This window comes from Streptomyces sp. NRRL F-5630, assembly GCF_000719475.1.
Taxonomy (GTDB): domain Bacteria; phylum Actinomycetota; class Actinomycetes; order Streptomycetales; family Streptomycetaceae; genus Streptomyces.
The window spans coordinates 1-26801 of the sequence record NZ_JOGO01000049.1 but is presented as its reverse complement, the minus strand read 5'-3'; the positions used below and the strand labels follow the sequence as shown (position 1 = coordinate 26801).

At 73.4% G+C, this 26801-nt stretch carries 18 protein-coding genes, 1 tRNA gene and 5 pseudogenes; 6 read left to right on the top strand and 18 right to left on the bottom strand.

The genetic code is table 11. The features are described from left to right. Positions 1 to 65: 65 nt before the first annotated feature. Complete coding sequence (locus tag IF99_RS0121315) at positions 66 to 653, top strand: TetR/AcrR family transcriptional regulator (RefSeq protein WP_030998212.1); 588 nt, start codon at positions 66 to 68, stop codon at positions 651 to 653. 353 nt (positions 654 to 1006) lie between these two features. On the opposite strand, the gene IF99_RS0121310 is transcribed toward IF99_RS0121315, so the two are convergent. The 6 genes from IF99_RS0121310 to IF99_RS0121285 all read right to left on the bottom strand — a co-directional run bounded on the left by IF99_RS0121310 (position 1007) and on the right by IF99_RS0121285 (position 7503). Further along, a complete protein-coding gene (locus tag IF99_RS0121310) occupies positions 1007 to 2257 on the bottom strand; it encodes an MDR family MFS transporter (protein WP_030998211.1) in 1251 nt (416 codons plus the stop codon). A gap of 1 nt (position 2258) precedes the next feature. Continuing rightward, the gene (locus tag IF99_RS0121305) at positions 2259 to 4070 is read right to left on the bottom strand and encodes an ABC transporter permease subunit (RefSeq protein ID WP_030998210.1); all 1812 of its coding nucleotides are present in this window, start codon (positions 4068 to 4070) and stop codon (positions 2259 to 2261) included. A gap of 3 nt (positions 4071 to 4073) precedes the next feature. After that, on the bottom strand, positions 4074 to 5585 hold the full coding sequence (locus IF99_RS0121300; protein ID WP_030998209.1) for an ABC transporter substrate-binding protein: 1512 nt from the start codon (positions 5583 to 5585) through the stop codon (positions 4074 to 4076). Between the two features lie 150 nt (positions 5586 to 5735). Further along, positions 5736 to 6320: a GNAT family N-acetyltransferase gene (locus IF99_RS0121295; protein ID WP_051703605.1), complete on the bottom strand. Its 585-nt coding sequence runs from the start codon at positions 6318 to 6320 to the stop codon at positions 5736 to 5738. Between the two features lie 335 nt (positions 6321 to 6655). Continuing rightward, positions 6656 to 7057: an ATP-binding protein gene (locus tag IF99_RS0121290; protein ID WP_030998207.1), complete on the bottom strand. Its 402-nt coding sequence runs from the start codon at positions 7055 to 7057 to the stop codon at positions 6656 to 6658. A gap of 11 nt (positions 7058 to 7068) precedes the next feature. Continuing rightward, on the bottom strand, positions 7069 to 7503 hold the full coding sequence (locus tag IF99_RS0121285) for a hypothetical protein (protein ID WP_030998206.1): 435 nt from the start codon (positions 7501 to 7503) through the stop codon (positions 7069 to 7071). Positions 7504 to 7657: 154 nt separating this feature from the next. On the opposite strand from IF99_RS0121285, the gene IF99_RS0121280 reads away from it, so the two are divergent. From IF99_RS0121280 to IF99_RS35795, 3 genes and pseudogenes are all read left to right on the top strand, one after another. Continuing rightward, positions 7658 to 8758 carry a helix-turn-helix domain-containing protein gene (locus IF99_RS0121280; protein WP_030998205.1) on the top strand — a complete coding sequence of 367 codons (1101 nt, stop codon included), beginning with the start codon at positions 7658 to 7660 and terminating at the stop codon, positions 8756 to 8758. 2 nt (positions 8759 to 8760) lie between these two features. Continuing rightward, positions 8761 to 9444 carry a YdcF family protein gene (locus IF99_RS0121275; protein WP_030998204.1) on the top strand — a complete coding sequence of 228 codons (684 nt, stop codon included), beginning with the start codon at positions 8761 to 8763 and terminating at the stop codon, positions 9442 to 9444. After that, positions 9389 to 9589 (top strand): annotated as a pseudogene (locus IF99_RS35795) (WbqC family protein); the annotation flags it as partial. The gene IF99_RS0121275 and the pseudogene IF99_RS35795, both read left to right, overlap by 56 nt. Positions 9590 to 10104: 515 nt before the next feature. On the opposite strand, the gene IF99_RS0121270 reads toward IF99_RS35795, so the two are convergent. Both IF99_RS0121270 and IF99_RS0121265 read right to left on the bottom strand, forming a co-directional pair. Beyond that, positions 10105 to 10992 carry a TIGR03619 family F420-dependent LLM class oxidoreductase gene (locus IF99_RS0121270; protein WP_030998203.1) on the bottom strand — a complete coding sequence of 296 codons (888 nt, stop codon included), beginning with the start codon at positions 10990 to 10992 and terminating at the stop codon, positions 10105 to 10107. A gap of 388 nt (positions 10993 to 11380) precedes the next feature. Beyond that, positions 11381 to 11779, bottom strand: a complete 399-nt coding sequence (locus IF99_RS0121265) for a hypothetical protein (RefSeq protein ID WP_030998202.1) — start codon at positions 11777 to 11779, stop codon at positions 11381 to 11383. A gap of 591 nt (positions 11780 to 12370) precedes the next feature. On the opposite strand from IF99_RS0121265, the gene IF99_RS0121260 reads away from it, so the two are divergent. Further along, positions 12371 to 13045 carry a Sua5/YciO/YrdC/YwlC family protein gene (locus IF99_RS0121260; protein ID WP_030998201.1) on the top strand — a complete coding sequence of 225 codons (675 nt, stop codon included), beginning with the start codon at positions 12371 to 12373 and terminating at the stop codon, positions 13043 to 13045. An 82-nt stretch (positions 13046 to 13127) separates the two neighbouring features. Here the strand turns inward: IF99_RS0121260 and IF99_RS0121255 are convergent, their stop codons facing one another. From IF99_RS0121255 to IF99_RS35790, 3 genes and pseudogenes are all read right to left on the bottom strand, one after another. Next, a complete protein-coding gene (locus IF99_RS0121255; RefSeq protein WP_030998200.1) occupies positions 13128 to 13862 on the bottom strand; it encodes an SDR family oxidoreductase in 735 nt (244 codons plus the stop codon). Between the two features lie 336 nt (positions 13863 to 14198). Beyond that, a pseudogene (locus tag IF99_RS32705) lies at positions 14199 to 14466 on the bottom strand (helix-turn-helix domain-containing protein); the annotation flags it as partial. An 87-nt stretch (positions 14467 to 14553) separates the two neighbouring features. Next, a pseudogene (locus IF99_RS35790) lies at positions 14554 to 14963 on the bottom strand (helix-turn-helix domain-containing protein); the annotation flags it as partial. 109 nt (positions 14964 to 15072) lie between these two features. Between IF99_RS35790 and IF99_RS32695 the strand changes: the two are divergent. Continuing rightward, positions 15073 to 15366: pseudogene (locus tag IF99_RS32695) on the top strand (HD domain-containing protein); the annotation flags it as partial. Between the two features lie 4 nt (positions 15367 to 15370). Here IF99_RS32695 and IF99_RS35070 read toward each other — a convergent pair. The 7 genes and pseudogenes from IF99_RS35070 to IF99_RS0121210 form a co-directional block, all read right to left on the bottom strand. Continuing rightward, a pseudogene (locus tag IF99_RS35070) lies at positions 15371 to 15835 on the bottom strand (XRE family transcriptional regulator); the annotation flags it as partial. A gap of 90 nt (positions 15836 to 15925) precedes the next feature. Next, positions 15926 to 15999 (bottom strand) — tRNA-Thr (locus IF99_RS0121240). A gap of 84 nt (positions 16000 to 16083) precedes the next feature. Continuing rightward, the gene (locus tag IF99_RS0121235; RefSeq protein ID WP_030998197.1) at positions 16084 to 17700 is read right to left on the bottom strand and encodes an alpha/beta hydrolase; all 1617 of its coding nucleotides are present in this window, start codon (positions 17698 to 17700) and stop codon (positions 16084 to 16086) included. A gap of 162 nt (positions 17701 to 17862) precedes the next feature. After that, positions 17863 to 19068: a DNA polymerase III subunit delta' gene (locus IF99_RS0121225; protein WP_030998196.1), complete on the bottom strand. Its 1206-nt coding sequence runs from the start codon at positions 19066 to 19068 to the stop codon at positions 17863 to 17865. A gap of 118 nt (positions 19069 to 19186) precedes the next feature. Beyond that, on the bottom strand, positions 19187 to 22702 hold the full coding sequence (gene tmk, locus IF99_RS0121220; protein WP_037827265.1) for a dTMP kinase: 3516 nt from the start codon (positions 22700 to 22702) through the stop codon (positions 19187 to 19189). Positions 22703 to 23013: 311 nt separating this feature from the next. Continuing rightward, a complete protein-coding gene (gene topA / locus IF99_RS0121215; RefSeq protein ID WP_030998194.1) occupies positions 23014 to 25884 on the bottom strand; it encodes a type I DNA topoisomerase in 2871 nt (956 codons plus the stop codon). A 443-nt stretch (positions 25885 to 26327) separates the two neighbouring features. Next, positions 26328 to 26546, bottom strand: a complete 219-nt coding sequence (locus IF99_RS0121210; protein WP_030998193.1) for a hypothetical protein — start codon at positions 26544 to 26546, stop codon at positions 26328 to 26330. Between the last annotated feature and the right edge of the window lie 255 nt (positions 26547 to 26801).

Here is a 26801-nt window from a genome sequence, read left to right as displayed (position 1 = left end):
TGTTTCAGCTTAGGCGCGACGGCAGGCCAAAGCAAACCAACTGTTCTGTTTGGTAGGCTGCGGACATGCCGGAACAGCCCCAGACCTCGCGCGGCGCCGCGACCTACCAGCGCATCCTGGACGCCGCGACCGAGGAGTTCGCCCAGCACGGCATCGCCGGGGCACGCATCGAACGCATCGTGACGGCCGCGCGCACCAACAAGGCGCAGCTCTACGCCTACTTCGGCGACAAGGAACGGCTCTTCGACGCGATCTTCCTCAGCTCGCTGGAGCGCATCACCAACGTCGTGCCCATCGACGCCGACGATCTCGCGGGCTGGGCCGTCCGCCTCTACGACGAGTACCTGCGCCGCCCCGACCTCATCCGCCTGGCGACCTGGACACGGCTGGAGCGCCGGCCTGCGGGGCACCTCGTCGAGACGCACCAGGACTACGACGACCGCAAGCTCACGGCCATCGCCGAGGCCCAGGCGGCCGGGCGGGTCCGCGCGGGCGACCCGTTCGACATCATGGCCCTGGTCATCGCCATGTCCATGGCCTGGTCACCGGTCAGCAACGTGTACGCGGCCAGCAGCCAGGAACCCGAGGACGTGCACGACCGGCGCCGCGCCCTGCTCCGCGACTGCGTCCACCACGCCACCGCGGCCGGCTGAGGCGACACGTTCCCCTGATCCCCGTTCGCCTGACTGCCGTCAACTCCCCTGGTGCCGCTCACGCAGGTGACCGGGGCTCCCGCCAGGACCGGAACCCGGTCTCGCACACGTACTTCGGCTGCCCACCGAGCCGTCTGGGCGGAGAGGGACCTCGGGATCACGTGCGGGGGCGGACCGTACGTCCCGCGTGTCACGCCGGAGAAGGACGGCCCGGCAGGGGCCAGGAGCAGCGAGACGCGGACCGGGCTCGACGCCCTGGTGCCGCGTCGCACGTCGCCGCGCCCCAGTACCCCCGTCGGGCAGGCCCCCACCGCGCCCACACGACAGACGCCCCGCGCCCACGCGCCCCCGCATCAGCGCCCCCGCCCGGGCAGGACCCCGACCGCCATCAGCGGCACCGCGGCCAGCACCAGCCACGGGACGGCGACCGGCAAGCCGGTGTCCAGCAGCAGGCCGGTCGCGGAACTGCCGGCCAGCACGATGAGCCCGGAGACCGAGGACAGCGCTCCCGTGTACAGCCCGAGCCGCCCCTCCTCGGCGAGGTCCGGGACCCAGGCGCGGGCGACCGGCGCGACGAGCATCTGACCGAGCGTGAGCAGGACGACGAACCCGGCGGCGGGCACCAGTCCGCCCGTCCCCGTCCACCCGGCGGGCCGCGCCAGCCCGACGACCGCGAACCCGATAGCGATCAGCACGAGGCCGGCCAGCATCGACCGGCGCCGCGCCAGCCGCTCCCCCGCCCACCGGGTCACCGGCAGCTGCGCGGTCACCACCAGCAGTGACGACAGCGCGAACAGCCAGGCCAGCGGCGCCTGCGAACCCGCGGCCCGCTCCACCTCGGCGGGCAGGGCGAGGTAGAGCTGGTTGTAGGCGAGCAGATAGGCGCCGTAGGCGCAGCAGAGCGCGAGGAAGCGCCGGTTGCGCAGGACGAGCCGCACCCCGCCCCCGGCCCGGACCTGGGGCCGCCCGGGGATGCGCTGCGGCAGCAGCCGGGCGTGCCCGGCGAGGACCAGCACGAAGACACCGGCGCCCGCGAGGCAGGCCGTACGGAAGTCGACGGCGAGCAGCAGCGCGCCCAGCAGCGGACCGACGAAGGCCCCGGCCTGCCCGGCGACGGTGAACAGCGCGAGCACCCGGGTCCGGTCGCCGCCTCCCGACTCCTCCCACACCACCGCCTGCCGGGCGACCTCGGACTCGACCGCCGGTGAGAAGAGCGCGGCGGCGAAGCCGATCAGCAGCACGGCGCCGACGACGGCCCAGGTCCGCTCCGCGAAGCCGAGCCAGGCGAACCCGGCGACCCGCAGCACGCACCCGCTGAGCACGACGGGCCGGATGCCGTACCGGTCGGCGAGGGCCCCGCCCACCACGAACAGCCCCTGCTGACTGAAGGTCCGCAGCCCGAGCACGAAACCGACCAGCCAGCCCGCCATGCCGACGGTCCGCCCCAGGTGCTCGGCGAGGAAGGGCAGCACGGCGAAGAAGCCGATGTTGAAGGCGAGTTGGGTGAGGATGAGCAGCCGGAGCAGCGGCGAGAGCGTGGCGAGCCGGGCAGTGCGCCGGGTGGTGGGCGGCGGTGCGGGCTCGCGGGTGGAGGCGGAGGTCATCTCATCGGGCTCCGGCCGGTTCCCTCTCCGCCGCCGCGACGGGCCGCGGAACGGAGCCCGCCGCCCCCTCGGCGACGCCTCGTGCGGGCCGCCGCCGGGTCGGGCGGCGCAGCCCTCCGGCCGCGCTGACGGCCAGGGCGCCGAGCAGGGCGAGGACGGCGGCGGGGGCGAGGACGGCCCAGGGGGCGCGCTCGGCGTAGGGCTGGTTCTCGGCGAGCAGCAGGCCCCACTCGGGAGACGGCGGCTGGGCGCCGAGACCGAGGAAGCCGAGTGAGGCGAGCGCGAGGGCGACGCCGGGCAGCCGCAGCAGCGCGTGCCGCAGGACCGGCGGCACCACGGCGGGCAGCAGCTCGTACCGCAGCAGGTGGAGGCGCCCCGCGCCCAGCCCCTTGGTCGCGGTGATGTACAGGGTGGCCCGTTCCTGCCGCAGCAGGGAGGAGGTGTGCGCGGCGAGCGGCGCCCAGGCGACGGCGCCCACGGCGAGCGCGGGCGTGACGGTGCCGCTGCCCGCGACGGCGGTGACGAGGAGGGCGACGAGCACGGGCGGCACGGCGTTGACGGTGTCGACGAGCGGCGCGGAGAGGCGGGGCACGAGCCCGAGCAGTACGCCGGCGAGCAGGGCGGCGGCGCTGATGGCGGCGGCCAGGAGCAGCGTGTCCAGCGCCCCGTGGCCGACGCGGGCGAGCAGGTCGCGGCCGAGGGCGTCGGTGCCGAAGGGATGCGCGAGGGAGGGCGCCCGCAGTCGCTCCCCGGTGTCGAGGGCGAGCGGGTCACGGGTCAGCCCGAAGCCGACGACCGCGAGCAGGACGGCACCGTAGAGGAGCGGCAGCACTCCCCCGGCGGGCGGGGCGGGCCGGTGCAGCGAGGAGAGGGCACCGTCGCGCAGCGCGGGCCCGGTCAGCAGCCGGGCGGCGAGGCGGGTGGCGCCGGTCGCGAGCGCGGCGAGCAGGAGGAGGGCGAGGGTGCCGGCCTGGAGGACCGGCAGGTCCTGGGCGAGGGCGGCCTGGAGGGTGGTGCGCCCGAGCCCCGGGATGTCGAAGACCTGCTCGACGGCGACGGCACCGCCGGTCAGTCCGACGGCGAACAGGCCGAGGTTGGGCAGCAGCGCGGGCACGCACCGCCGCAGCGCCTGGCGGGCGATGGACCACCCGGTCAGTCCGCGCGCCGCCGCGGCCAGCGCCCACGGCTCACCGAAGGCGCCGGGCAGCAGGTCGTCGAGCAGCCGCCCCAGCACGGCGCCCGCGGGCAGCCCGAGGGCGAGCGCGGGCAGCACGGTCCACTGGGGCCCGTACCACCCCAGCGCGGGCAGCCAGCCCCACTGCACTCCGACGACGGTGGCGAGCACGGAGGCGACGAGGAACTCGGGCAGCGAGGCGAGCACCGCGGAGCCGCTCCCGCCACCGCGCCGCCCACCGAGCCGCCGCCGCGCGCCGAGCCGCAGGGTGCGTACGCAGATCAGCCCGGCGGTGAGCACGGCGACGAGCAGCGCGACGCCCATGAGCAGCAGCGAGGTGCTGAGGGCCCGGAGCACACCGGGCAGGACGTCGGACCCCGAGATCCACGACTGCCCGGCGTCCCCGCGCGCGAGCCCGCCCAGCCAGCCGCCGAGTACGCGCAGGGGCCCGCCGTCGATCCCGAGCTGCCGCCGGATGTCGGCGAGCACCTCGGGCGTCGGTTCGCGCTCGGCGGAGCGCGCCTTGAGGACGGTGTACGCGGGATCGGTGCGGGTGAGCCAGGGCAGCAGCCCGACACCGCCCACGAGCCCGGCCGCCAGCACGATCCGCCACACGAGGGTGGCCACCCGCTGCCGCACGGTTCAGCGCCGGGTGCCGGTGCCGACGAGGGTGCGCTCGTACGGGTCGAGGATCACGCCCTGGACGGAGTCGGCGACGCCGGTGATGACGCGCTGGTGCACGAGCGGCACGACGGCGTCGCTGCCGAGCACGCGGGCCTCGGCGGCCATGGCGGCGTCCTGCCGCTTCGCGGTGTCGGCGATCTTCTCGGCCCGGGCCACGGCGCGGTCGACGCCCTTGTCGCAGAGCTGGGCGATGTTGAACCCGCCGTCGCAGCTGTAGTCGCCCGCGAGCACGGCGACGGGGTCACCGGTGTCGAGGAGGGTGTTCCTGGCGAGCACGAAGGCGTCGAACTTCCCGTCGAGGGCGTCGCCTTCGAGGCGCGAGTACTCCCGCACGGTGAGCTTGACCGTGAAACCCGCCTTCTCCAGCTGCTGCTTGACGACCTGGGCGACCTCGGGCAGTTCGGGCCGGTTGTCGTAGGTGGCGAGGGTGAGGGTGTCACCGCTGCCCGGCTTCCTCGCCGCCGCCCGCCCGACGGGCGCGGTCCGCTTGCCCTCCGCCCAGGTGACGGCGGGCCCGTAGACCCCGGCCCCGGGGTCGGCGTACCCCTCGTAGACGTCCTTGGCGAACACGGAGGTGTCGAGGGCCTGTCGTGCGGCGGCCCGCAGCCCGGCGTCCTCGAAGGGCCCGGCGGAGGCGTTGAGGAGCAGGCTGGTGGTCCGGGTGGTGGCGGTGTCGCGCCGGGTCCTCTTGTCGAGGGAGGCCGCCTGGGCGACCGGAACGGCCTCGGCGATGTCGAGCTCCCCGGTCCGCAGGGCGTTGGCGCGCGCGGTGCCGTCGGCGATGAAGCGGGCGTCGATGCCGGAGGCCTGGGCGCGACCGCCCCAGTAGTCGTCGAACCGGTCGAGGGAGGCGGAGGTGGCCCCGTTGACCTTGGTCAGCTCGAAGGGCCCGGTGGCGTGCCCGACGGGATCGACGCGGCTGCCCTTGCCGTAGGCGTCCCGGGACAGGATCGCGAGGCTGGGGCTGGAGAGCCGCAGCGGCAGGACGGGGTCGGGCTCGGTGGTGGTGACGCGGACGACCCGGTCCCCGCTCGCCTCGGCGCTGAGGGTGACGCCGGAGAGGGCGGCGGGCGCGGGCTCGGCGTCGGTGGCCCGGGTGAGGGACGCGGCGACGGCCGCCGGGGTCACGTCCCCGCCGTCCTGGAAGGTGGCGTCCCGGAGCGTGAACTCCCAGGTCTTCTCGCCGTCTCGTCGCCAGGACTCGGCGAGCGCGGGCGCGGCGGAGCCGTTGGCGTCCAGCGCGGTGAGCCCCTCGGTGACCCCGAGGCGGCTGAGCAGGGTGGCGTCGGCGCCGTACGGGGAGAGGTTCTCGGCGGGCGGGAAGGCGAGCGCGACGCGCAGCCGGGCCCCGTCGCCGTCCCCACCGTCCCCGGACGCGGAGTCGTCCCCGCCTCCGGAGGCGAAGCAGCCGGCTATCAGCGGGAGGAGCAGGAAAGGGGCGAGCAGCCGGGGGCGGCGGTGGGAGCGCATGGTCCTCGGATCGATCGGTTCGGGGGCGCGGGTGGTCGGCCGGGCGGACGGGGCGAGCGCCGGGGGTGCGGACGGGCGCAGGGGTGCAGGCGGCCGCGGGGATGCGGCCGGGAGCGGCAGAGCACTCGGAAGCCTACATGAAAACGGTTTTCACGTCTGTGCGGCCCGGACCGGTGCCGACGCCGACGCCGGCACGGGCACCGGCAGGGGCACATCGAAGTGCACGATCCCCTGCCCGCCCCCCACGTCCTCCCGCTCGTCGTGCACGACCTCGGCCAACGACCGCCAGAAGGGCTCGGCCCCGGTGACGGCGGGATCGGTGTGCAGATACACGGCCCGGTATCCCCCTTCGGCGGCGGCGAACGCCAGCAACTCCTCCACGAGCCGCCGCGCGAGCCCACGCCGCCGGTGCTCGGGCCGCACGTAGACCCTCCGCAGCTGAGCGGTCACACCGGAGGGGTACCGCTCCGCGACGTGCGCGGGGTTCGGGGGGTGCGCGGGCCCCCGGGAGTCGAGAGCGGCGGTCCCCACGACCTCACCGTCCGCCCCGACGGCGACGAGAAGCGTGTGCCGCTCGGGGACCAGATAGGCCCCGGCCAGATCGATGATGTCCCCGTGCCACCGGGGGACGTACCCGGTGCCGAAGTCCCGGTAGACGGTGTCGAGCATGACGGCCCGGGCGTCGGGAAGGTCGGCCGAGGTCGCGGTCCGGATACTGTAGTCACTGTGGCGCACCTGCACATGGTACGCATTAAGCCCCCACCCCCCACGGCCGGTTCCCGGAGCCCTCGGCAACGGCGGAGACCGACGCCGAGCCCGGAAAAGGCCAGGTGGCCGCGGGGAAGGCCGCGGAGGAACCGGCCAAGGCTCGGGCTCGGGCTCGGGCTCGGCGGCGGATTCCCGCTGAGGACGCCGACGGCCCGCCAGCAGGTGGGCGCCAAGGCGGGCTCCCGGGCTCCGGCACGGGCCAGCCGCCCGCCGATCCGTGCGCAACCCGCCGCATGTCCCCGGCTGAGCACAACGGCAAAGCCCGAGGCGCGGTGCAAAGCCCGGCGGGGTGAGGGCGACGCTCATGCTGCCCTCTGTCCCGAGACTTTGAAGCACAACCAGACGATCTTCCCGAGCGGAGTGCGATCCTCCACACCCCAGCCGTCGGCGAGTGCGGACACGAGGAGCAGCCCGCGGCCGGTGGTGTCCGTGTCGCCAGGACGACGGGGGTGGGGGCGTCGGCTGCGGCTGTCGTGCACTTCCAGGCGCACGGCCTCGTCGTCTGCGTCGAGTCTGACGAGAAAGCCCCGGCCGGGGGCTGTCCCGTAGAGCACGGCGTTGGTGGCGAGTTCGGAGACACAGAGTCGGACGTCGTCGCCTCGGTCCAGCAAGCCCCAGTTGGTCAGGGCCTCGGCGGTGAACGTCCGTGCCTCGGCGACCGACTCGGGCCGGGACTCGAAGAATCGCTGGGTCGTCTTGGTCATCGCGATGGTCCTCATGACAGTGACGTGGCGTCCACGACGCGGGTGGTGCCGAAGTGCGCGCGCGGGTTTACGGGACCGCTTCGGGGAGCTGTCGCGGTCGTGGGATGCGGCCGCCGGACCAGCGACAACCGGGCACCGGCGCTTTCGATTCGGCGTCCCCGTTCGACCACCACGGCCTTCGGACCCAGGTGGGACATGGCGGGGACCACGACGCCGTAGACGTCCGGCAGCGCGAGCGCGTCGAGGAGACCGTTGAACGCCGCCGACGCGGCCCTGGTGGCCTCGCGATCGGTGAAGAGACCGGACAGCCGCAGTCCGTGGGTGCGGCAGTATTCGGCCGGCGAGGCGGCCAGCGCGTTCTGCCGTGCGCGAGGTACGCGTATCAGCCGTAGGAATCCGTAGACGACCGGGCCGCTGACCAGGCGGTGTTCGGTGAGGGGTTCCATGCTCAGGACCGTCCCCTGGCTCGACACGTGGTGACGCTTCTGAGCATGTCGGCGAACCAGCTCGCACGGAATCGCCGCTTGTTCTACTTCCGTTCCACTTCCGTCCCGCCGCGTCCTCGGGTCTGCTTCGATGGCTGGCGGAAGGGAGCGACGCGTGGCGACCGTGCACCGCTGGACCGGGCTTGAGGCGAAGGCGCTGCGGCTCGCCATGAGGCTGAGCGTGCGGTCCTTCGCGGAGCGTCTTGGCCTGGCGGTCGCGACCGTGTCCAAGTGGGAGAGCAAGCTCGCCGCCACCGAGCCGCGGCCCGATACCCAAGCGATCCTCGACACGGCCCTCGGACGAGCCGACGCGGCGGTCCACCTGCGCTTCGAGACGCTCCTGTCGGAGATGGCCGACTCCGTCGCGACCGCCGGCAGAAGTGTCACCCTCTCCGGGCCCCGGGCGTGGGAGTACGAGTCATGGGCCGATGACCTCGACCGCGTCGTGGTCGCCCTGTCCCGGCAGGACTTCGCCTTCGCCGACAGCCTTCTCACGCGGTGGCTGGGCAGGTTCGCGGCCCACGAGCTGGATGAGAAGGGCCTGTATCTCTTCGGCCGCTCCTCCGCCTTGCTCGGCGATCTCAAGCGCTACCAGGGGACTCTCGTCGGACCGCTGTCGGCCCAGCACTCCTACGTCCATGCCCGCGCGATCTTCGCCCACCTCGATATCCCCCGCCGCGTTGCCCAACTCGACCTGTCGCTCGCCGTCGCCGCCGAGATGTTCGGCAAGTTGGAGAGCGCCGCCCGCGCGTACCAAACGCTGGCCTCCGATGACCGGCTCTCCGCCCGCGACCGCACGAGGGCTCGGCTGTGGGTGGGCACCACGCTGAGCAAGGGAGGCGAGCACGACTTCGCGACCCGCATCATGCAGGCGGCGACGCGTGCCTTCGAAGAACTCGGCGAACCCCAGGACTGGTCCGCTGCCCACCAGAAACTCGCGCTCGCCCGCCGTGGCGCCGGGGACCTCCCAGCCGCCTACCGGTATCTGGAAATCGCCCAGACCTCGGGCGCCCTTGAGTCGCCCATGCAGCGGGTGCAGCTGACCACCGCGCGAGCCCACGTACTGCGCACCGACCCCGCGACCCGTGAGGACGGCCTCCGCCTTCTCGACGAGGCCGCGCAGATCGCCGCACGGTTCGGTCTCGGCCATCAGCTCCGTAGCATCGAGGCCATCAGGCGGACGTGCGAGGACGCCTTCACTTCCACCGATCACTGACCATGGAGCAATACGTGGCGGACGAGCGACCGCGGGACATCACCGAGGAGCAGCAGCAGGCGGCTCAGCTGATCTGGGACTACCACCGGTTGCGTCACGAACCTCGAACCTGTGACGCGGCCATCGCGCTGGGCTGCAACGACCTCGGCGTCAGCACCCATGCCGCCCACTTGTACCGGGCCGGGCTCTTCCCCACCCTCGTGTTCACCGGCGGCAACAGCTCGGACACCCTCGGCGCGTTTCCTCGTGGCGAGGCGGTGCACTTCCACGAACACGCGCTCGCGCTCGGTGTCCCCGCCCACGCGATGCTGCTGGAACCCAGGGCAGCCAACACCGGCCAGAACATCGCCTTCGCCCGTGAGACACTCACCGCCGCCGGTTTCCGGCCACGCTCCGTGCTGCTGGTCAGCATGCCGTACATGGAACGGCGGGCCTTCGCCACGTTCCGCAAACAGTGGCCCGAGGCCGAAGTGGTTTGCGCCTCCGACCCGTTGTCGTTCGACTCCTACCTCAAGGCGATGGGCGACGAGCGGATGGTGATCAGCATGATGGTCGGCGACCTGCAACGGGTGATGACGTACCCGGAACTTGGATTCGCCATCCCCCAGCACGTCCCGGAGGACGTGAGCGATGCATACGAATTCCTCGTCCGTGACGGCTTCACGAGCCACCTCCTCCGGCAGTGACCTGCCGGCCCCCGGCGGCCTGTGCGCGATCCACCAACCCAACCTGTTCCCAAGGCTGACGACGCTGGCCGAACTGTTCGCGGCGGACTACTGGATCGTCCTGGACGACGTGCGGTTCACCCGCCGCGACTACCAGCACAGAGCGCGCCTCGCCGCCGTCGAAGCGCCAGACCGCCGGCAGTGCCTCTCTCGCCCGGGCCTTGGACGCCTTTCCCGCCTCCGCGCCGTTCCTGATTCCGGTCGAGGAGGAAAGTCGCCCGATGTCGTCACCGATCCGACGCCGTCACGCCCGCTTCGGTCCTCTCACGCCCGCATTGATGCAGAGAAGGCGGGCCTGCTCCGGCGCATCGGCGTTGACGCCGGGCTCGGGCGCCAGCCAGAGACAGCCACCCGCCGGCCCGCGCACAGTCCGCCGCATGCCGAACGAACCGATCCACGCAGCCCCCCTCTCCGCCGCGCTCACAGCCGAGGCGGCCGGCTCCGCTCTTTCCGGCGCTCCTCCGCCCTCCAACCTTGGGAACAGCGGAGCGAGACAAAGCTGACCGGCGTACTCCTCCGCATGACCGGGTTGTGGCAGGAAGGCAGAGGTGTCAGTTCTGTCCGTACGACAAGCAATGTCGCCTGCCCGCCGCCCCGCCGGACGCGCACGGCGTACCCGCTTCATCGGGTCCGGACCCGCTCCAGCACCTGGATGCCCAGGTCCAGCGCCTCCTGCGGCTCGCGTGTCGCCTGCTGCAGGTCGACGAAACAGCCCTCGGCGCCCACCTCGCGCACCCCCAGCAGAGTGTCGGCGATCTCCGGCACGCCGACACCCGGCCCCGGGTTGTACCGGATCAGCCGCCGCAGCGCACCGGGGTCCCGCCCCGCTTCCTCGGCCGCCCGGCGCGCGGTGTCCCACAGAGCGGTGTACGCGGGTTCGGGAAGCACCGTGCCCACCCAGCCTGCCGCCCGGCGCCCGATCCGGCGCATCGCGGCAGGGGAGAACCCGCCCAGGTACACCGGCGGCCCGCCCGGCGCCGCCGGGCGAAGGCCCACGTAGGAGCGCGGGATCGTCCAGTGCGGGCCGTCGTGCGCGAACTCCTCCTGCGTCCAGTACGCGTCGAGCACGTCGAGGATCTCCTCAAGCCGCGCGCCGCGCTTGTCGAAGTCGGCGTTGACGGCGGTGTATTCGTCGCGCAGCCACCCGATGCCGAGCCCCGGGTCCAGGCGGCCGCCGCTCGCGAGGTCGAGCGAGGTGAGGGACCTGGCGAGCAGCAGCGCCGGATACCAGGGCGCGTTGAGTGTGCTGGTGCCCAGGCGCGCCCGCCGCGTGCTCGCCGCGGCCAGCGTCAGCACGACGAGAGGGTCGAGGAAGGTCTTGTACTGCGGCGGATAGGGGACGTCGGGGGTGTGACCCGGGTAGAGGTCACTGGGCGAGACGGGGGTCAGGGAGCGGTCGCCGACCCACAGGGAGTCGAATCCGGCGTCCTCGGCGTCCCGCGCGAACGCGCCGATCACCTCGGGCCGCGCCTGTGTGCCGTACTGAGGTAGTGCGATACCCATGTCCATGGCCCAGTGTGTGCACGGGAGGGGCGCGGTGCACCAGAGGGCGTCCCGACCTGCCCGGCGTGCCAAGACCCGGCCCGCCGCCGCCTCCTCCAAGGAGACGGCCGGGGCGGGGGGCTGAGCGTGCCGGGCAGCGGGGGCGTGAGGCGGGGGCGGAGCACCGCGGGTGTGAGTGGTGCGCGCGGACGGCCAGGAGGTCCGCGGGCGGTCTGCGAGCACCGCGTCATCGATGCCCTCGCCCGGACCGCCGTCACGTGCGGGCGGACAAGGACCACCGCGGTCCCGGCGAAACCGTCCTCACCCCCCAAGGAGCCCGGGCACACCTCTGCCACGGGTCAGCGGGGCGGGCACGCGGGGCCGTCGTGCCCTGCTCACTCGTCGGGCGCGCTGTTCAGCTCTGCTCGACCGGGTCGTCCTCCGGCGTGAGCAGCCGACCGATGTCGGCCACCTTCGTTATCCGGCCGTCGTCGCCGAGTCGGCCGACGAGGTGTGATTCGCCTCGTACGACGGAGCCGTCCTTCATGGCCATCCGCACGGTGACCCGCGCCGCCACGGTGCCTGTCCTGCCCTCGCCGACCTCGTCGAGCACCGTGAGCGTCCCCTCCTCCACAGTGGAACGCAGCTCCGTCAGGTGCCGGAGATAACCGGCGAGGTCAGTCTCCTTTCCGTCGAGGCGCAGCGTGGCGGCCGGATCGACAAGCGCGCGCACTTCCCGGACGAGCGTCTCGTCGTCGGCCTGGAAGGTCAGCTCAGCGAGCCGGGCGAGCGGATGGGCATGAGGCGAAGCCATAGCAACGTCCTGGGTCTGAAATACGAATTCCGGACAAGGGGCATCTCCGTGCGGTCCCGTGATCGCCACCGCACGGAGCCCTGCGGGAAGCGTACGCATCGGGGTGTGAACAGGGAGTTCGGTGCCGTCCTTGGCGGCGGTGGCCGGTTGGATGCCGACCAAGCGGTCTGCGGGTCCGTGGCGGGCAGGTCCACCGGGTTGCCGGCGGTCCAGCGGCCGAGGGAGTGGCCGGTCGCGACGATGGGGCTGCGGTCCAGGCGACCCGGGAGGCCCGGCACGGCCGCCTACCAGGCGGTGAGTGCATCGAGGATGCGCCGCATGTCCTGTAGTACGCGATAGCCGTGGCGCCCTCGTCCGTTGGCCGCCCCTGTGCCATCCGCGGAGTGCCGCTCACACGCCGGCACCGTCCCGTGGTGCGGTCGCAAGCCTCCACGTCTCTCCCCGTACAGATCTTCCTCGGGGCCCGCGCCTCGCACCGTCCGCAGGACCTCCCCGGACTGCCGCCCCCGCCCTCCGGGTAGCCGTCTCCCGAGCCCGCCGGTGGCACGGGCCAGGATGAGCGCCGGACATCGATGCGAAGGGGAAGTTCTCATGTCAGTCCCGCCGGTCGGAGACGACACGGTGCGCCGGGCCGTGGCCGCCTTGCGCGAGGGAGCGCCGGTCGCCATCCCCTTGCCGTCGCCGATGCCCTACACGATCACCGGCACGGAGGCAGCGGCCGTCAATGGCGCGAAGGGGCGGCCCGCGGACCAGCCGGTCGGCCTCACCGTCACGGACATCGATGCGGTGGCTCCCTATCTCGACGTCGCCGAGGAGGTGCTGCCGATGATGCGATGGCTGGGCGAATCCGAGAGGGTCAGCCTGCTGGCACCGGTCCGGCCCGATGGGCCCCGCTGGCTGCGTCCGGCCACCCTTGACGGCATGGTGTTCTTCACATCAATGCCGTGGATTCCTGAATGCGCCGGAATCCTCGCCGAGTTCGAGCACCTCTATATGAGCAGCGCGAACCTGACGGGCAGCCCGCCCACCACGACGGCCGCCGAGACCCGGGCAGCATTCGGTGACCTGCTGCTGGTGGTCGACGGAGACCGGCTGCGAGACGGGACACGGCCGCACGGCTCCACCACCATGGTGCGGGTGAACAGCCACGGAGAACTGGCCGTCGCCCGGTCCGGCATCAACAACGCGGCCTTCGCCAGCGACCCGGCGGCCTACGCCACCGACCTCGCCAAACGCTGGAACGCCCACGCGGACACATCCCTGTAGGGCCTGGGAGGAGATCCGCAGGCGGAGCCAAGGCAAGGAGTCTGCCCTCGGGAGGTGCGGGTCTCCGTGCGTATCGCGCGAATCATTGGGCTCCCCCGGCGGGCCGGACGACGATCTCGTTGACATCGGTGCCCGGCGGCTGGCCGACGGCGTAGGCGATGGCGTCCGCGATGGCGGAGGCGGGCAGCGCCACCGCACGGTAGGTCTGCATGGCGCTCCTCGCCTCCGGATCGCTGAGGTTGTCGGCGAGTTCGGACTCAGTGACTCCCGGGGAGACGAGGGTGACCCGGATACTTCCGTCGGACTCCTGCCGCAACCCCTCCGACAGCGCCCGGACGGCGAACTTGGTGGCGCAGTAGACGGCCGCCGTGGGCGAGACCTCGTACGCCCCGACGGAGGCGATGTTCACGAAGTGGCCGGCACCCTGGGCGCGCATGGCGGGCAAAGCGGCGGCGATGCCGTGGAGCACACCCCGCACGTTCACGTCGATCATGCGGTCCCACTCGTCGGTCCTGAGAGCCGCCAGCGGTGACAGGGGCATCACTCCCGCGTTGTTGACGACGACGTCGATCCGGCCGTACTCGTGCAGCGCCGCGTCCATGAACGTCTGCGTGCCGGAGGCGTCCGTCACGTCGAGGGCGTGGAAGGCGGCGACGCCTCCCTCCCGCGTGATCCGTGCTGCCAGCCGCCGCAAGCGGTCGGTGCGGCGCGCACCGAGGAACACCCGGTGTCCGTCCGCTGCCAGACGGAGCGCGGTCGCCTCCCCGATGCCGCTGCTTGCCCCGGTGACCACCACGGTCCTGCTGATCCGCGTCATGGTGTTGCCTCCCGATCGATCGGAGCGGTGCCCAGCGCGAGCCCCACTCCCAAGCCGCCGACGAGGGCTTCTCCCGCCGGTCCTTCCCCGAGTCTGGGCAGCGCGAGGCGCGTCAACCAGGGCAGGCCGTGACGGGGTGCGGCACACCCCCTCACGTGACGGGAGCGAGCCTGTGACCGGACAACTCGCCGATCACGTGCGCAGGTGCCCCCGCGGCACGCCGTGCCCGTTCACGACGGCGCTCTCCACGGCGTAGGCACCGCGCCGATCACGGGCTTCTGGACGACGCGGCGCGCCGTATCGGCGCCCCCAACCGCCCTTCGGCAGCAGGCGCCCGCCCCGGGGTCGGCGCAGGTGGTCGGGGGCGTCCACCTCGAGCAGCAGGGCGCGGCTGAGCGCGTCCAGCACCTGGGCCGAGGGATGACGTTCCCTGCCTTGTTCCAGCCGGGTGTAGTAGTCGGCGTCGTCGACCCCCGCCAGGACGGCGACCTCCTCGCGCCGCAGTCCCGCCACCCTGCGCACTCCGTGACTTGCCATGTTCACGTCCTGCGGGCGCAGTCCGGCGCGGCGCGCGGAGGAACTCCCCGAGGTGGTTGTCGTCCATGAACCCCAGGCCAGGCGGGGCCCGCGGGCGCTTCCCGGCTGTGCCGCACACAGCCGGTAAGGAGCACCCCCTCGCTGAGCCGCGCAGGGTCACGTGGAAGCGCCGAACGATCACCGTCTTGATCCGGCCCAGTGTCCAGCGCTGGTCCTCCCAGCCCGGGGCAGCCGGCCCCTTGGCGAGCTCCCCTTCCAGCGTGGTGAACCGCTCGTCGCTCAGCCGGGGCAGCGATGCCGGCCCACTGGAGTTCAGGCCCTGTGAGCCGCCCGGGGCTGGAGTTCAGGTCCTGGGGGCCGCCCGGGGCCGGAGTTCAGGGCCTGTGAGCCGCCCGGGGCCCAGGCCCGGCTCCAGCGCCGCACGGAGCGGACGCTGGCCCGCAGTTCCTTGGCGACCGCCGCGTTCGTCTCACCGCGCGCGAACCGCTCGGCCGCCTCCAGCCCCAACCGTTCCCGGAACTCCCGGCGCTCGGCGGTCAGCCCGCCTCCTTGCGGATACCGCACCCCACGGCGATATCGCACGGAGCGGCCCCCGGCCAGCCGAACGCGACATCACGAGTTCAGCCTCAGTAGCAAATCCCTGCGGTTGGGTAGGCATGCACCCATGAGGAGGATGAGTGCGTCCTGGGCCTTCGGTGTAGCAAGCGCCGAGCTTGCTGTCCCGCTTCCGCGGCGCTGGGCGCATACGCAAGGAGTGACCGCTCGAGCTACCGCTCTCGGCTCCCTCATCCAGGCGTCCGAGCTGCTGATATGCGCCGCCACCCTTCACGACGTCGGGTATGCCCCCAGGCTCGCCACCACCGGCTTCCACCCCCTCGACGGCGCCCGCTTCCTGCGGGACGAGCACCACGCAGACGAACGCCTCACCCGCCTCGTGGCCAACCATTCCTTCGCCTTGCTGGAGGCCGTCCTCACTGCTCGGGAGTCCACGGCCGCGCGCCGGCCCAGACGGCTTCGAAGCTCTCAGCGTAGGTCGCGAACCAGCCCCCGTCATCGGCTTGCCGGAGGTGGAACAGCGGGTTGGCGCTGGCCGGTTGGCCCCACACGTGCGGGTTGACGAGCAGGTCGTCGTCGTAGCGGAACATCGAGGCGTACAGGGTTGTGTCGTGCAGCCGGACGCCGCAGCCCGTCGCGCCGAGAAGCGAACGGTAGTACGTGAGCGAGGCGCGGATCTTCGCGGCCAAGGCGTCGCCAATGCCTTCCTCCCGTCCCCGGGTCGCGATCGCCTGGCCCTGCGGGTCGCCGAAGCACAGGCGTACGCGCACGCCTTCCGAGGCCCGGGCGGCGAGCATCTTGGCGACGTGCGGGTTGGACTGGGCGAAGAAGGTGCCGGAGAAGACGAGGACGCTGATCTCCCGCTTCGCCTCGGTGAGAAGAACGTCAGGGCAGCCCCACCGTGCGCCCCGTCACGCGCCAGACCACCAGAAAACCCCAGGTCACGACCTACGTGACCTGGGGTTCGGCGGAGCCGCCTTCGGGATTCGAACCCGAGACCTACGCATTACGAGTGCGTTGCTCTGGCCAACTGAGCTAAGGCGGCTGGTGTGCTGTTCCGTGGTGGTGCAGCAGCCTCGGCAAGTCTACACAGGTCTCGGGGGTGGTTCCGACCAGGGCGGGGGCGGGGTCAGTGGCAGGTGGTGCGGGGGGTGGGTGGGGCGCCGGTGAGGAGGTAGGTGGTGAGGGTGGTGTCGACGCAGGTGCTGCCCCTGTTGAACGCCGTGTGGCCGTCCCCGTCGTAGGTGAGGAGGTGGCCGGAGGTGAGCTGGGCGGCCAGGGAGCGGGCCCAGCGGTAGGGGGTGGCGGGGTCCCGGGTCGTGCCGACGACGACGATCGGGGGTGCGCCGGGGGCCGTGACGCGGTGCGGGGTGCCGGTGGCGGGGTGGGGCCAGTCGGCGCAGTTCAGGGCCGTCCAGGCCAGCGCGCGGCCGAAGACGGGGGACGCCTTTTCGAAGTCGGGCAGTGCGGCGCGTACTGCTGCGGGGCCGGTGAAGGCGGGAGGGGCGTCGAGGCAGTTCACGGCGGCGTTGGCGGCCATGAGGGGCGAGTAGTGACCGTTCGCGCCGCGCTCGTAGTAGGCGTCGGACATGCTCAGCAGGGTCGTGCCGTCCTTGCCGCTCCCGCTCGCCTCGCCGAGGGCCTGGCGCAGCGCGGGCCAGGCGGCCTCGGTGTAGAGGGCGGCGATGATGCCGGTGGTGGCCTGTGCCTCGGTGAGCCGCCGCTTGCCGTCGTCCGTACGGAGCGGGGTGCGGTCAAGGGCGGCGAGGAAGGCGGCGAGTGTGTGGTTCGCCGCGGCCTCGGTGGCGGGGAGGGGGCAGTCCTCGCGCCGCGCGCAGTCGCGGAGGAAGGCGCGGAAGGCCGTCTCGAAGCCGGCCGCCTCCTCCAGGCTCAGGCGGCGGGAGCCGATCGAGGGGTCCATCGCGCCGTCGAGGACCATGCGGCCGACGCGGCGCGGGAAGAGGTCCGCGTACATGGCGCCGAGGTAGGTGCCGTACGAGGCGCCGACGTAGTCGAGCCTCCGCTCGCCGAGTACCGCGCGCACGATGTCCAGGTCACGTGCCGCCTCGGCCGTCGAGACGTGGCCGAGGAGCTTGCCGGTACGGCTGCGGCAGGCGTCGGCGAAGCCGTGGAACGAGCGGCGCAGCGCCGCCGTCTCGGCGGCGTCGTCGGGCGTGAGGTCGGTGGCGGCCCAGCGGTCCATGGCCGGTCCGTCGAGGCAGCCCACCGGGGCGCTGTGCCCGACCCCGCGCGGGTCAACGCCTACCAGGTCGTACCGCGCGCGTACCGCCTCGGGATAGTGCGCGCCCCCGTACCCCGTCAGGAAGTCCACCGCCGAGCCCCCGGGGCCACCCGGGTTGAGCAGGAGGGAGCCGAGGCGCCCGCCCGGCCCGGTCGCGGGCTTGCGCGCGACGGCGAGCGGAACCTCGGCGCCGCTCGGGTCCGCGTAGTCGAGCGGGACGCGGACGGTGGCGCAGACGAAGCCGCCCTCGCGAGCGGCGGCGGTGGCGCGTGCGGCGGTGGGCTGCGGGGCGGTGGCGTGCGGGGCGGGCTTGCCGCACGGGTGCCAGTCGAGGTGCTGGCCGTAGTACGGGGCGAGGCGGGCTTCGTACGGGGGCTCCGCCGCCCGCGCCTTCCCGGCCGCGACCGGGGCGGCGGTGGCCAGGGCGAGCGCGAGGACCGTGGCGAGTCCGGCGCTCCAAGGCGTACGGGAGGGGAAGTGGGCAGGGCGGGGCGGGAGGAGCATTCAGCGAGCTTAACGGTGTGCGACCTCGCCACTACTATCCGCGCTCGCCATGCTCCTGTTCCCCGTGCTCCTGTTCGCCATGCTTCTGTTCGCCGTGCTCCTGTTCCCCGTCCTTCTGTTCGTCCCTCCCCGCGACCCGCACCCGGACGCATCCGCCCGTCCTCACCCCGCCCGGAGGGCCATCGCCATCGACTCCACCGCGAGGAGCGGTGACACGTTCCTGGCGAGGGCGTCGCGGCAGGCGCCGATGGCCTCCATGCGGCGCAGGGTGGACTCCGGGCGGCTCTCGCGCGCGACGCGCTCGACGGAATCCCGTACGTCCTCGTTGGCGATCTCCGCGCCCGCGCCGAACTGGAGGGCGAGCACGTCGCGGTAGAAGCCGGTGAGGTCGAGCAGCGCGAGGTCGAGGCTGTCGCGCTGGGTACGGGTCGAGCGGCGCTTCTGCCGGTCCTGGAGTTCCTTCATCGCCCCGGCGGTGCCGCGCGGGAGCCGGCCGCCGGCCTGGGCGCCGAGGGCGGCGCGCAGTTCCTCCGTCTCCTTCTCGTCCGTCACCTCCGCGACCTCCTTGGCGTCGTCCCCCGCCGCGTCGATCAGCTCCTGCGCGGCGCGCAGCCCAGCACCGACGTCCCCGAGCCGCACCGGCAGCTTCAGCACCGCCGCCCGGCGGGCGCGGGCCCGCTCGTCGGTCGCGAGCCGCCGCGCGCGGTCGATGTGCCCCTGGGTGGCACGCGCGACGGAGGCGGCGAGCGCCGGGTCGACGCCGTCCCTGCGGACGAGGAGGTCGGCGACGGCGTCCACGGGGGGCGTCCGCAGGCTCAGGTGCCGGCAGCGGGAGCGGATGGTGGGCAGCACGTCCTCCAGCGAGGGCGCGCACAGCAGCCAGACCGTACGGGGCGCTGGCTCCTCCACGGCCTTGAGCAGCACGTTCCCCGCGCCTTCGGTGAGGCGGTCGGCGTCCTCCAGGACGATGACCTGCCAGCGCCCGGTGGCGGGCGAGAGCTGCGCGCGCCGCACCAGGTCGCGCGTCTCCTTCACACCGATCGACAGGAGGTCGGTCCGTACGAACTCGACGTCGGCGTGGGTCCCGATGAGCGCCGTGTGACAGCCCTCGCAGAAGCCGCAGCCGGGCTCCCCACCCAGCGCCCGGTCCGGGCTGACGCACTGGAGCGCGGCGGCGAAGGCCCGCGCCGCCTCGGCCCGCCCGGAACCGGGCGGGCCAGTGAACAGCCAGGCGTGCGTCATCCGCGAGCCCGCCTCCGCCTGCCCGCCCCCGGCAACGGTCGTGACCAGCGCGTCGGCGTCCTTCCCCGCGGCGGCGAGCTGAGCGCTCACCCGCTCCTGGCCCACCAGGTCGTCCCAGACCGCCATCGGTCACCGCACCTTTCGTCGTACCTCGCCCTCCATTGTGGGCGAAGGCACTGACAAGCGGGGAGCGGACCGTGGGGGGACGGAGGCGATCGAGGGGTGGGCCCTTAGACCGGCGGTGTCAGTCCTTCCGCCCTCGCCCGCCCCAGCCACGGCGCTTCCGCTCCTTCTCCCCCGAACCCGAGGCCGTGCCCGAAACCGAACCCGGACCCGCGCCCGTACCCGAGCCCGACGCCGTTCCGGGCTCCGGTCCGGAACCGGCCCCCGGCCCGGCTTCCGGCTCCCGGGGCTCGAACCGCGCCCCGAGGAGTTCGTCCGCCAGCGTCGGCAGGTCGTCGAGCGGCGTCTCCTCGGCCCAGGCGGGGCGGGGACGGTGGCGCGGGGCGCCGGTCTCGTCCACCTGGGGCAGCTCGCGCGTACGGTCGTCGGGGCCGAGCCCGGCGGGAGGCCGGCCGGGGCGCTCGTCGCGGAAGAACCCGGGCGGCACCCTGTCGGCGGGGTTGTCCGCCGGGGCCTGCGGGGCACCGCCGGAGGCGGGGGCCCCGGGCTCCCGGTACTGCGGCAGCACCGTGGTCTCGTCCTCGGCACCGTCCCGTCCCGCGTCCGCGGGCTCGCGGTACTGGGGGAGCACGGTCGTCTCGTCCTCGGCGCCGGGACGCACGACCGGTGTGGACACCGTGGTGTCCTGGTCGCCCGCCGCGAAGCCGGCGCCGGACCGCGGCTCCTCGTCCTCGTCCCGTGCCGCCCCGGGCTCCTCGTCCCGTATGGCGTCGGACTTGCGGAAGCTGACGACCGGCGTCGGCACCGTCGTCTCGTTGTCGGGCACGGTACCGGCGGGACCGGCCGGGCCACCGGCCTCCCGCTCGGCCGCCTCCCGCTCGGCCCGCTCAGCCGCCTCACGGGCCCGCTGCTCAGCCGCCTCTCGCTCGGCCGCCTCCCGCTGCGCCTCCTCACGGGCCCGCCGCTCGGCCGCCTCCCGCTCCTCGGCCTCCCGGGCCGCCGCCTCCTGCTCCTCAGCGAGCTTCCGCGCTCGCTCCGCCCGCAGCAGTGCCTCCTCGGCCTTGCGCTGCTTCTCGACGCGGCGCTGCTCGGCCTCCTCGCGCAGCCGCTTCTCCTCGGCGGCCTGCTTGCGGAGTCGTTCCTGCTCGGCCTCGTGCGCCGCCTTCTCCGCCTCGCGCTTGCGCTGCTCCTCCTCGGCGCGGCGGCGTTCCTCCTCCTCGCGCTGGCGGGCCTCCTCCTCGCGGCGCAGTTCCTCCTGCCGCCGGGCCTCCTCCAGCTCGCGGCGCTTGCGCTCCTCCTGCTCGGCGCGGAGCTTGGCGAGCTGCTCCTGCCGCTCGCGCTCCTGGCGCTCCTCCTCGGCCTTGCGCGCGGCCTCTTCCTCGGCCTTGCGCCTGGCCTCCTCCTCGGCGGCCTTGCGCGCCTCCTCCTGGGCCCGGATCTCGGCCTCGGAGAGGGGGAGGAGCTGGTCGAGGCGGTGCCGCACGGTCCGGGTGACGGACTCGGGCTCCTGGGCCCCGTCCACCACGAGGTACCGCTCGGGCGCGGCGGCGGCGAGGGTGAGGAACCCGGCCCGCACCCGCGCGTGGAACTCGGCGGGCTCCGACTCCAGGCGGTCCGGCGCCTCGGTGAAGCGTTCGCGCGCGGCCTCGGGGGGCACGTCGAGGAGCACCGTCAGGTTCGGCACGAGACCGCCGGTCGCCCAGCGCGAGATCCGCGCCACCTCGACGGGCGAGAGGTCGCGGCCCGCGCCCTGGTAGGCGACGGAGGAGTCGACGTACCGGTCGGTGATGACGATCGCGCCGCGTTCGAGCGCGGGGCGTACGACGGTGTCGACGTGCTCGGCGCGGTCGGCCGCGTACAGCAGCGCCTCGGCCCGGTGCGAGAGCCCGGCGCTGGAGACGTCGAGGAGGATCGAGCGCAGCCGCTTGCCGACCGGCGTGGCGCCGGGCTCGCGGGTGAGGACGACCTCGTGGCCCTTGGCCCTGATCCACTCGGCGAGCGCCTCGGCCTGCGTCGACTTGCCCGCCCCGTCGCCGCCTTCGAGAGCGAGGAAGAAACCGGTCGCCGGGGGCGCCTGCCCGGGCTCCCCGCCGCGCAGGGCCTCCCGCAGATCGCGGCGCAGCGGCACCCCGCTGCGGTCGTCGGTCTTGGCGAGGACGAGCGCGGCGACGGGGAGGAGCAGCGCGCCGACGAGCATCAGCGTGTACGAGGCTCCGGCGTGGTCGAAGGTGAACTTGCCGTTCTCCACGCGGTGCGGACCGATGAGGGCGGCGACGACCGGGGCGGCGAGCGCGGCGAGCGCGGCGGTCACGCGCGCCACGGCCTGGAGGTGCTCGGTCGTACGGGCCCGGCGCGGCTCCTCGGTCTCCTGGTCGAGCAGCGCGTGCGCCGTGTGGGCGGAGACGCCCGCCACGAAACCGGCGAGCAGCAGGAGCAGCAGGACCGTGGTGATGTCGGGGACGAGCCCGGCGATCAGCAGCGAGAGCCCGGCGAGCGCGATCGCGAGCGCGAGCAGGCGGCGCCGCGAGAGCGCGGGCAGGACGGCGCGCGCGCCGCGGATGCCGAGCGCGGTGCCGCCGACGAGCGCGAGCACGAAGAGGCCGTACGCGACCGGCCCGCCCCCGAGATCGGCCGCGTGCAGCACGGCGACGCCGACGGCGGCGGCGATCGCCCCGGCGACCGCCGCGCCCGCGCCGACGAGGGCGGGGACAGCGCCCGTACGCCCCTTGTCCCGCGCGCCGCCGTCCTCCGCTCCGGCGGTCCGGGGCCGTCGCAGGCCCTCCAGCGGGGAGCGCGGACGCGGCGTGCGGGCGGCGGGCAGTTCGAGCGTGGAGACCACGGAGAGGGAGGCGGCGAAGAAACCGGCGGCGACGTACGAGGCGAGCGCGGCCTGGTGCAGCGCGAACCAGTCGAGGCCCGCGCCGAGCAGGTTCCCCACGAGGGTGACGGCGACGAGCGTGAGCGCCGCGGCCGGGATCGCGAGGAAGCTCGTGCGCACCGACAGCGTGCGCAGGGCGCGCAGGTGGTCGGGGAGCGGACGCACCGCCTCGCCCTCGACCGGCGGGGCGGGCAGCAGCGCGGGCGCCGCACTCTCGCGGCACACCGTCCACAGCCGCTCGGCGAGTCCGGCGACGAACACGGTGACGAGGAGGAGCGCGAGCGCGTTGCCCGGAGTCCAGTCGATCCACAGCGGGGCCACGATGAGCAGCGCGGCCCGCACCCCGTCGGCGCCGGTCATGGTCCAGCGCCGGTCGAGCGGGCCCTCGGGCGCGGTGAGCGCGGTGAGCGGGCCGAGCAGCACGGCGCCGAAGAGCAGGGTGGCGACGAGGCGCGCGCCGACGACGGCCGCGACCGCGAGGGCCGCGCCGCGGTAGCCACCGCCGAAGGAGCCCTGGAGCACGGCCGACTGGAGCACGAGGACGACGAGCACGAGCAGCGCGAGGACATCGCCGACGCCGCCCACGAACTGAGCGCTCCACAGCCGCTTGAGGGGCTGCGAGCGCAGCAGCGCGCGGACCGCGCGCTCGCGGGAGTCCGCGACCAGGGGACTGTCCGAGGTCGGGTTCCCCGAGGTCGCGCTGCCTGACGTCGCGTGGTCGGAGGTCCGGGCGGCGTCCGCCTCCTGCTCGGCTCGCATCATTCGGCCAGCCTATCGGCCGGATCGGACATCCCGGGGCCGCGCCCGAACATACGACCTCTCACCCGCACGCCTTCTTCTCCTTCCGCCGAGGGACCGGGGCGCCGTGATCAACCCCGCGTCGTGCCCGTACCCAGCTCAGCGCCGCCAAACAACCGTGTGACGGGTCCCGGAGAAAAGTCCGCGCACGCGGGCGGGCCGGGCAGGCTCCGCCCACGCGGGCCGGGACATCGAACAGCCACCGCACGCGCGGCGAGGGCCGGGCAGCTCCTCGCCGCCCGGCCCTCGCCGTGTCCGTCACCTCGCGGGGGTCACTCCCCGCCGTCGCCCTGGTCGCCGCCCGAGCCCGACCGCGCTCCGGCCGCCGTCTTCTTGGCCGCGGTCGTCTTCGTGGCCGTCTTCTTGGCGGTCGTCGTCTTCTTCGCCGCCGTCTTCTTGGCGGTCCCGGTCGCGGCCGTCTTCTTCGCTGCGGCCTTCTTCGCGGGCGCCTTCTTCGCGGCCTTCTTGGCGGTCTTCTTCGCCGGTCCCTTCGCGCGCTTCTCCGCGAGCAGCTCGTACCCGCGTTCCGGCGTGAGGTCCTCGACGCTGTCGGAGGCCCGCAGCGTCGCGTTGGTCTCGCCGTCGGTCACGTACGCGCCGAAGCGGCCGTCCTTGACGACGACGGGCTTGCCGCTGACCGGGTCCTCGCCCAGCTCCTTGAGCGGCGGCTTGGCGGCGGCACGACCGCGCTGCTTGGGCTGCGCGTAGATCGCGAGCGCCTCGTCGAGCGTGATGTCGAAGATCTGGTCCTCGGTCTGGAGCGACCGCGAGTCCGTGCCGCGCTTGAGGTACGGGCCGTAGCGGCCGTTCTGCGCGGTGATCTCGACGCCCTCGGGGTCGACACCGACGACGCGCGGCAGCGACATGAGCTTGAGCGCGTCCTGGAGCGTCACCGTGTCGAGGGTCATCGACTTGAAGAGCGAGGCGGTGCGGGGCTTGACCGCGTTCTTGCCGGTCTTCGGGGTGCCCTCGGGGAGGATCTCCGTCACGTACGGCCCGTAGCGGCCGTTCTTCGCGACGATCTCGCGGCCCGTCTCGGGATCCGTGCCCAGCTCGAAGTCACCGCTCGGCTTGGCGAGCTGCTCCTCCGCGAACTCGACGGTCAGCTCGTCGGGCGCGAGGTCGCTCGGGATGTCGGCGTGCTGGTACTCCTCGGTGCCCTTCTCGCCGCGCTCGACGTAGGGCCCGTACCGCCCGACGCGCAGCACGATGCCGTCGCCGACCGGGAAGGAGGAGATCTCGCGCGCGTCGATCGCGCCGAGGTCGGTCACGAGTTCCTTGAGACCGCCGAGGTGGTCGCCGTCCCCGTTGCCCGCGGCGGCGGCGGCGCCGTCCGCGCCGTCCCCGTCGCCCTCGCCGAAGTAGAAGCGGCGCAGCCACGGCACCGCCTGCGCCTCACCGCGCGCGATGCGGTCGAGGTCGTCCTCCATCTTCGCCGTGAAGTCGTAGTCGACGAGGCGGCCGAAGTGCCGCTCCAGGAGGTTGACGACGGCGAAGGAAAGGAAGGACGGGACGAGCGCCGTGCCCTTCTTGAAGACGTAGCCGCGGTCGAGGATCGTGCCGAGGATCGAGGCGTACGTGGAGGGGCGGCCGATCTCGCGCTCCTCCAGCTCCTTGACGAGGCTGGCCTCGGTGTAGCGGGCGGGCGGCTTGGTGGAGTGCCCGTCGGCTGTCAGTTCCTCGGCGGTCAGCGGGTCGCCCTCGGCGACCTGCGGCAGACGCCGCTCGCGGTCGTCCAGCTCCGCGTTCGGGTCGTCGGCGCCTTCCACGTACGCCTTGAGGAAGCCGTGGAAGGTGATCGTCTTGCCGGAGGCGGAGAACTCGGCGTTCCGGCCGTCGCTGGCCGTCCCGCCGAGGCGGACGGTGACGCTGTTGCCGGTCGCGTCCTTCATCTGCGAGGCGACCGTGCGCTTCCAGATGAGCTCGTAGAGCCGGAACTGGTCGCCGGTCAGTCCGGTCTCGGCGGGCGTGCGGAAGCGGTCCCCCGAGGGGCGGATCGCCTCGTGCGCCTCCTGCGCGTTCTTGACCTTGCCGGCGTACGTGCGCGGCTTGTCCGGCAGGTAATCGGCGCCGTACAGCTGCGTGACCTGGGCACGCGCGGCGGAGATCGCCGTGTCGGAGAGCGTCGTGGAGTCCGTACGCATGTAGGTGATGAAGCCGTTCTCGTACAGCTTCTGCGCGACCTGCATCGTCGCCTTCGCGCCGAAGCCGAGCTTGCGGCTCGCCTCCTGCTGGAGGGTCGTGGTGCGGAAGGGCGCGTACGGGGAGCGGCGGTACGGCTTCGACTCCACGGAGCGCACGGCGAAGCTCGCCTCGGCGAGGGCGGCCGCCAGGGTGCGCGCGGCCTGCTCGTCGAGGTGGAGGACGTCCGACTTGAGCCGGCCGCTCGCGTCGAAGTCCCTGCCCTGCGCGACGCGCTTGCCGTCCACGGTGTTCAGGCGCGCGACGACGGTGGAGGGATCGCTCGCGTCCCCCGTGCGTCCCGTGCCGAAAGTGCCGGTCAGGTCCCAGTACTCGGCCGAACGGAAGGCGATGCGCTCGCGTTCCCGCTCGACGACGAGGCGCGTGGCGACGGACTGGACACGCCCGGCCGACAGGCCCGACATGACCTTCTTCCACAGCACGGGGGAGACCTCGTAACCGTAGAGCCGGTCGAGGATGCGGCGGGTCTCCTGGGCGTCCACGAGCTTCTGGTTGAGCTCGCGCGGGTTGGCGACGGCGGCGCGGATCGCGTCCTTGGTGATCTCGTGGAAGACCATCCGGTGGACGGGGATCTTCGGCTTGAGCACCTCCTGGAGGTGCCAGGCGATCGCCTCGCCCTCCCGGTCCTCATCGGTGGCGAGGAAGAGTTCGTCGGACTCGCGCAGCAGGTCCTTGAGCTTCTTGACCTGGGACTTCTTGTCCGCGTTGACGACGTAGACGGGCTGGAAGTCGTGCTCCACGTCGACCCCGAGGCGGCGCGTCTCGCCGGTGTACTTCTCCGGGACCTCGGCGGCACCGCTGGGGAGGTCGCGGATGTGCCCGACGCTCGCTTCGACGGTGTAGCCGGGGCCCAGGTAGCCCTTGATCGTCTTCGCCTTGGCGGGCGACTCGACGATGACGAGTCGGCGACCGCCGTTCGCGGTCTCGCTGGTCGGGGACAACGTGGCTCTTCTCTCCGGTCGAGGCTCAAGGTCCGCGGGACGTGGACACGTGCCCGGGGCCGGGCCACAGGGGGCCCGACGCCTCCCACACTCCTGCGGGTGGGTGACTGCTGACGCTGCGGAGTGTGACGGTACCTCCCGCCCCCGTGTCAAACGGGAAAAGCCCGCAACGGCCACTCGAACGGTAACCCGACTACCGCCATTCCTGCCGCCCGGACCAGCTCCCCGCCGTTTCGCACGGAGTGCGGTGATACGGGCCGTCCTGGCTCCGTCGCAGGTGGGAGGGGGTGCGGGCGCCTCCGGCGGTACGCGTACGGGGCACCCTCACGCGCCGGTCCGCCACCCCCAGCGCCCTCCCCGTCGCCCCCGCGCACACCGGCCCGCGCCCGCCTCGGCACCCCTCTACGACAACGGCGGTACGCCCGTCCCCCGCCCCAGCCGTTTCAGATCCGCCCGAAGCACCAGGCCCCGAGCCCGAGACTGCCCACGGAGAACAGCAGCGCGAGCGCGACGGCTGTGCCCGTCCTGACCCCCTCGGCCACCGGGGCCCTGAGCGCGAGACGCGCACAGGTCCACACGAGCAGACATCCCCCGAAGAGCAGGAACACCGCCCCGGCGAAGACCCCCGGCAGGGACTCCGTGACCGCGTCGACCCCGTCCATCCGGCCGTCCGCCTCCCCCGGCGCCGTACCGGCACCACCGCGGCCCGGTCCGGCCCCGGGCCCTCTGCTGCGGGAAGGCTGGCAGCGGGCCGCTTCGTCCACACGAACCCCAGGTGAACTCACGGACACCACGAGACGACGGGGGGCGCGAAGGGGGTGGGGGTGGGTGCGCGGTGGGGGCGGGGCCTGGTGGGGGTGGAGGCGTGCGTGGCGTCGGGAGGGCGTACGAGGGCGGGGGCGGCGGGGTGTGTACGG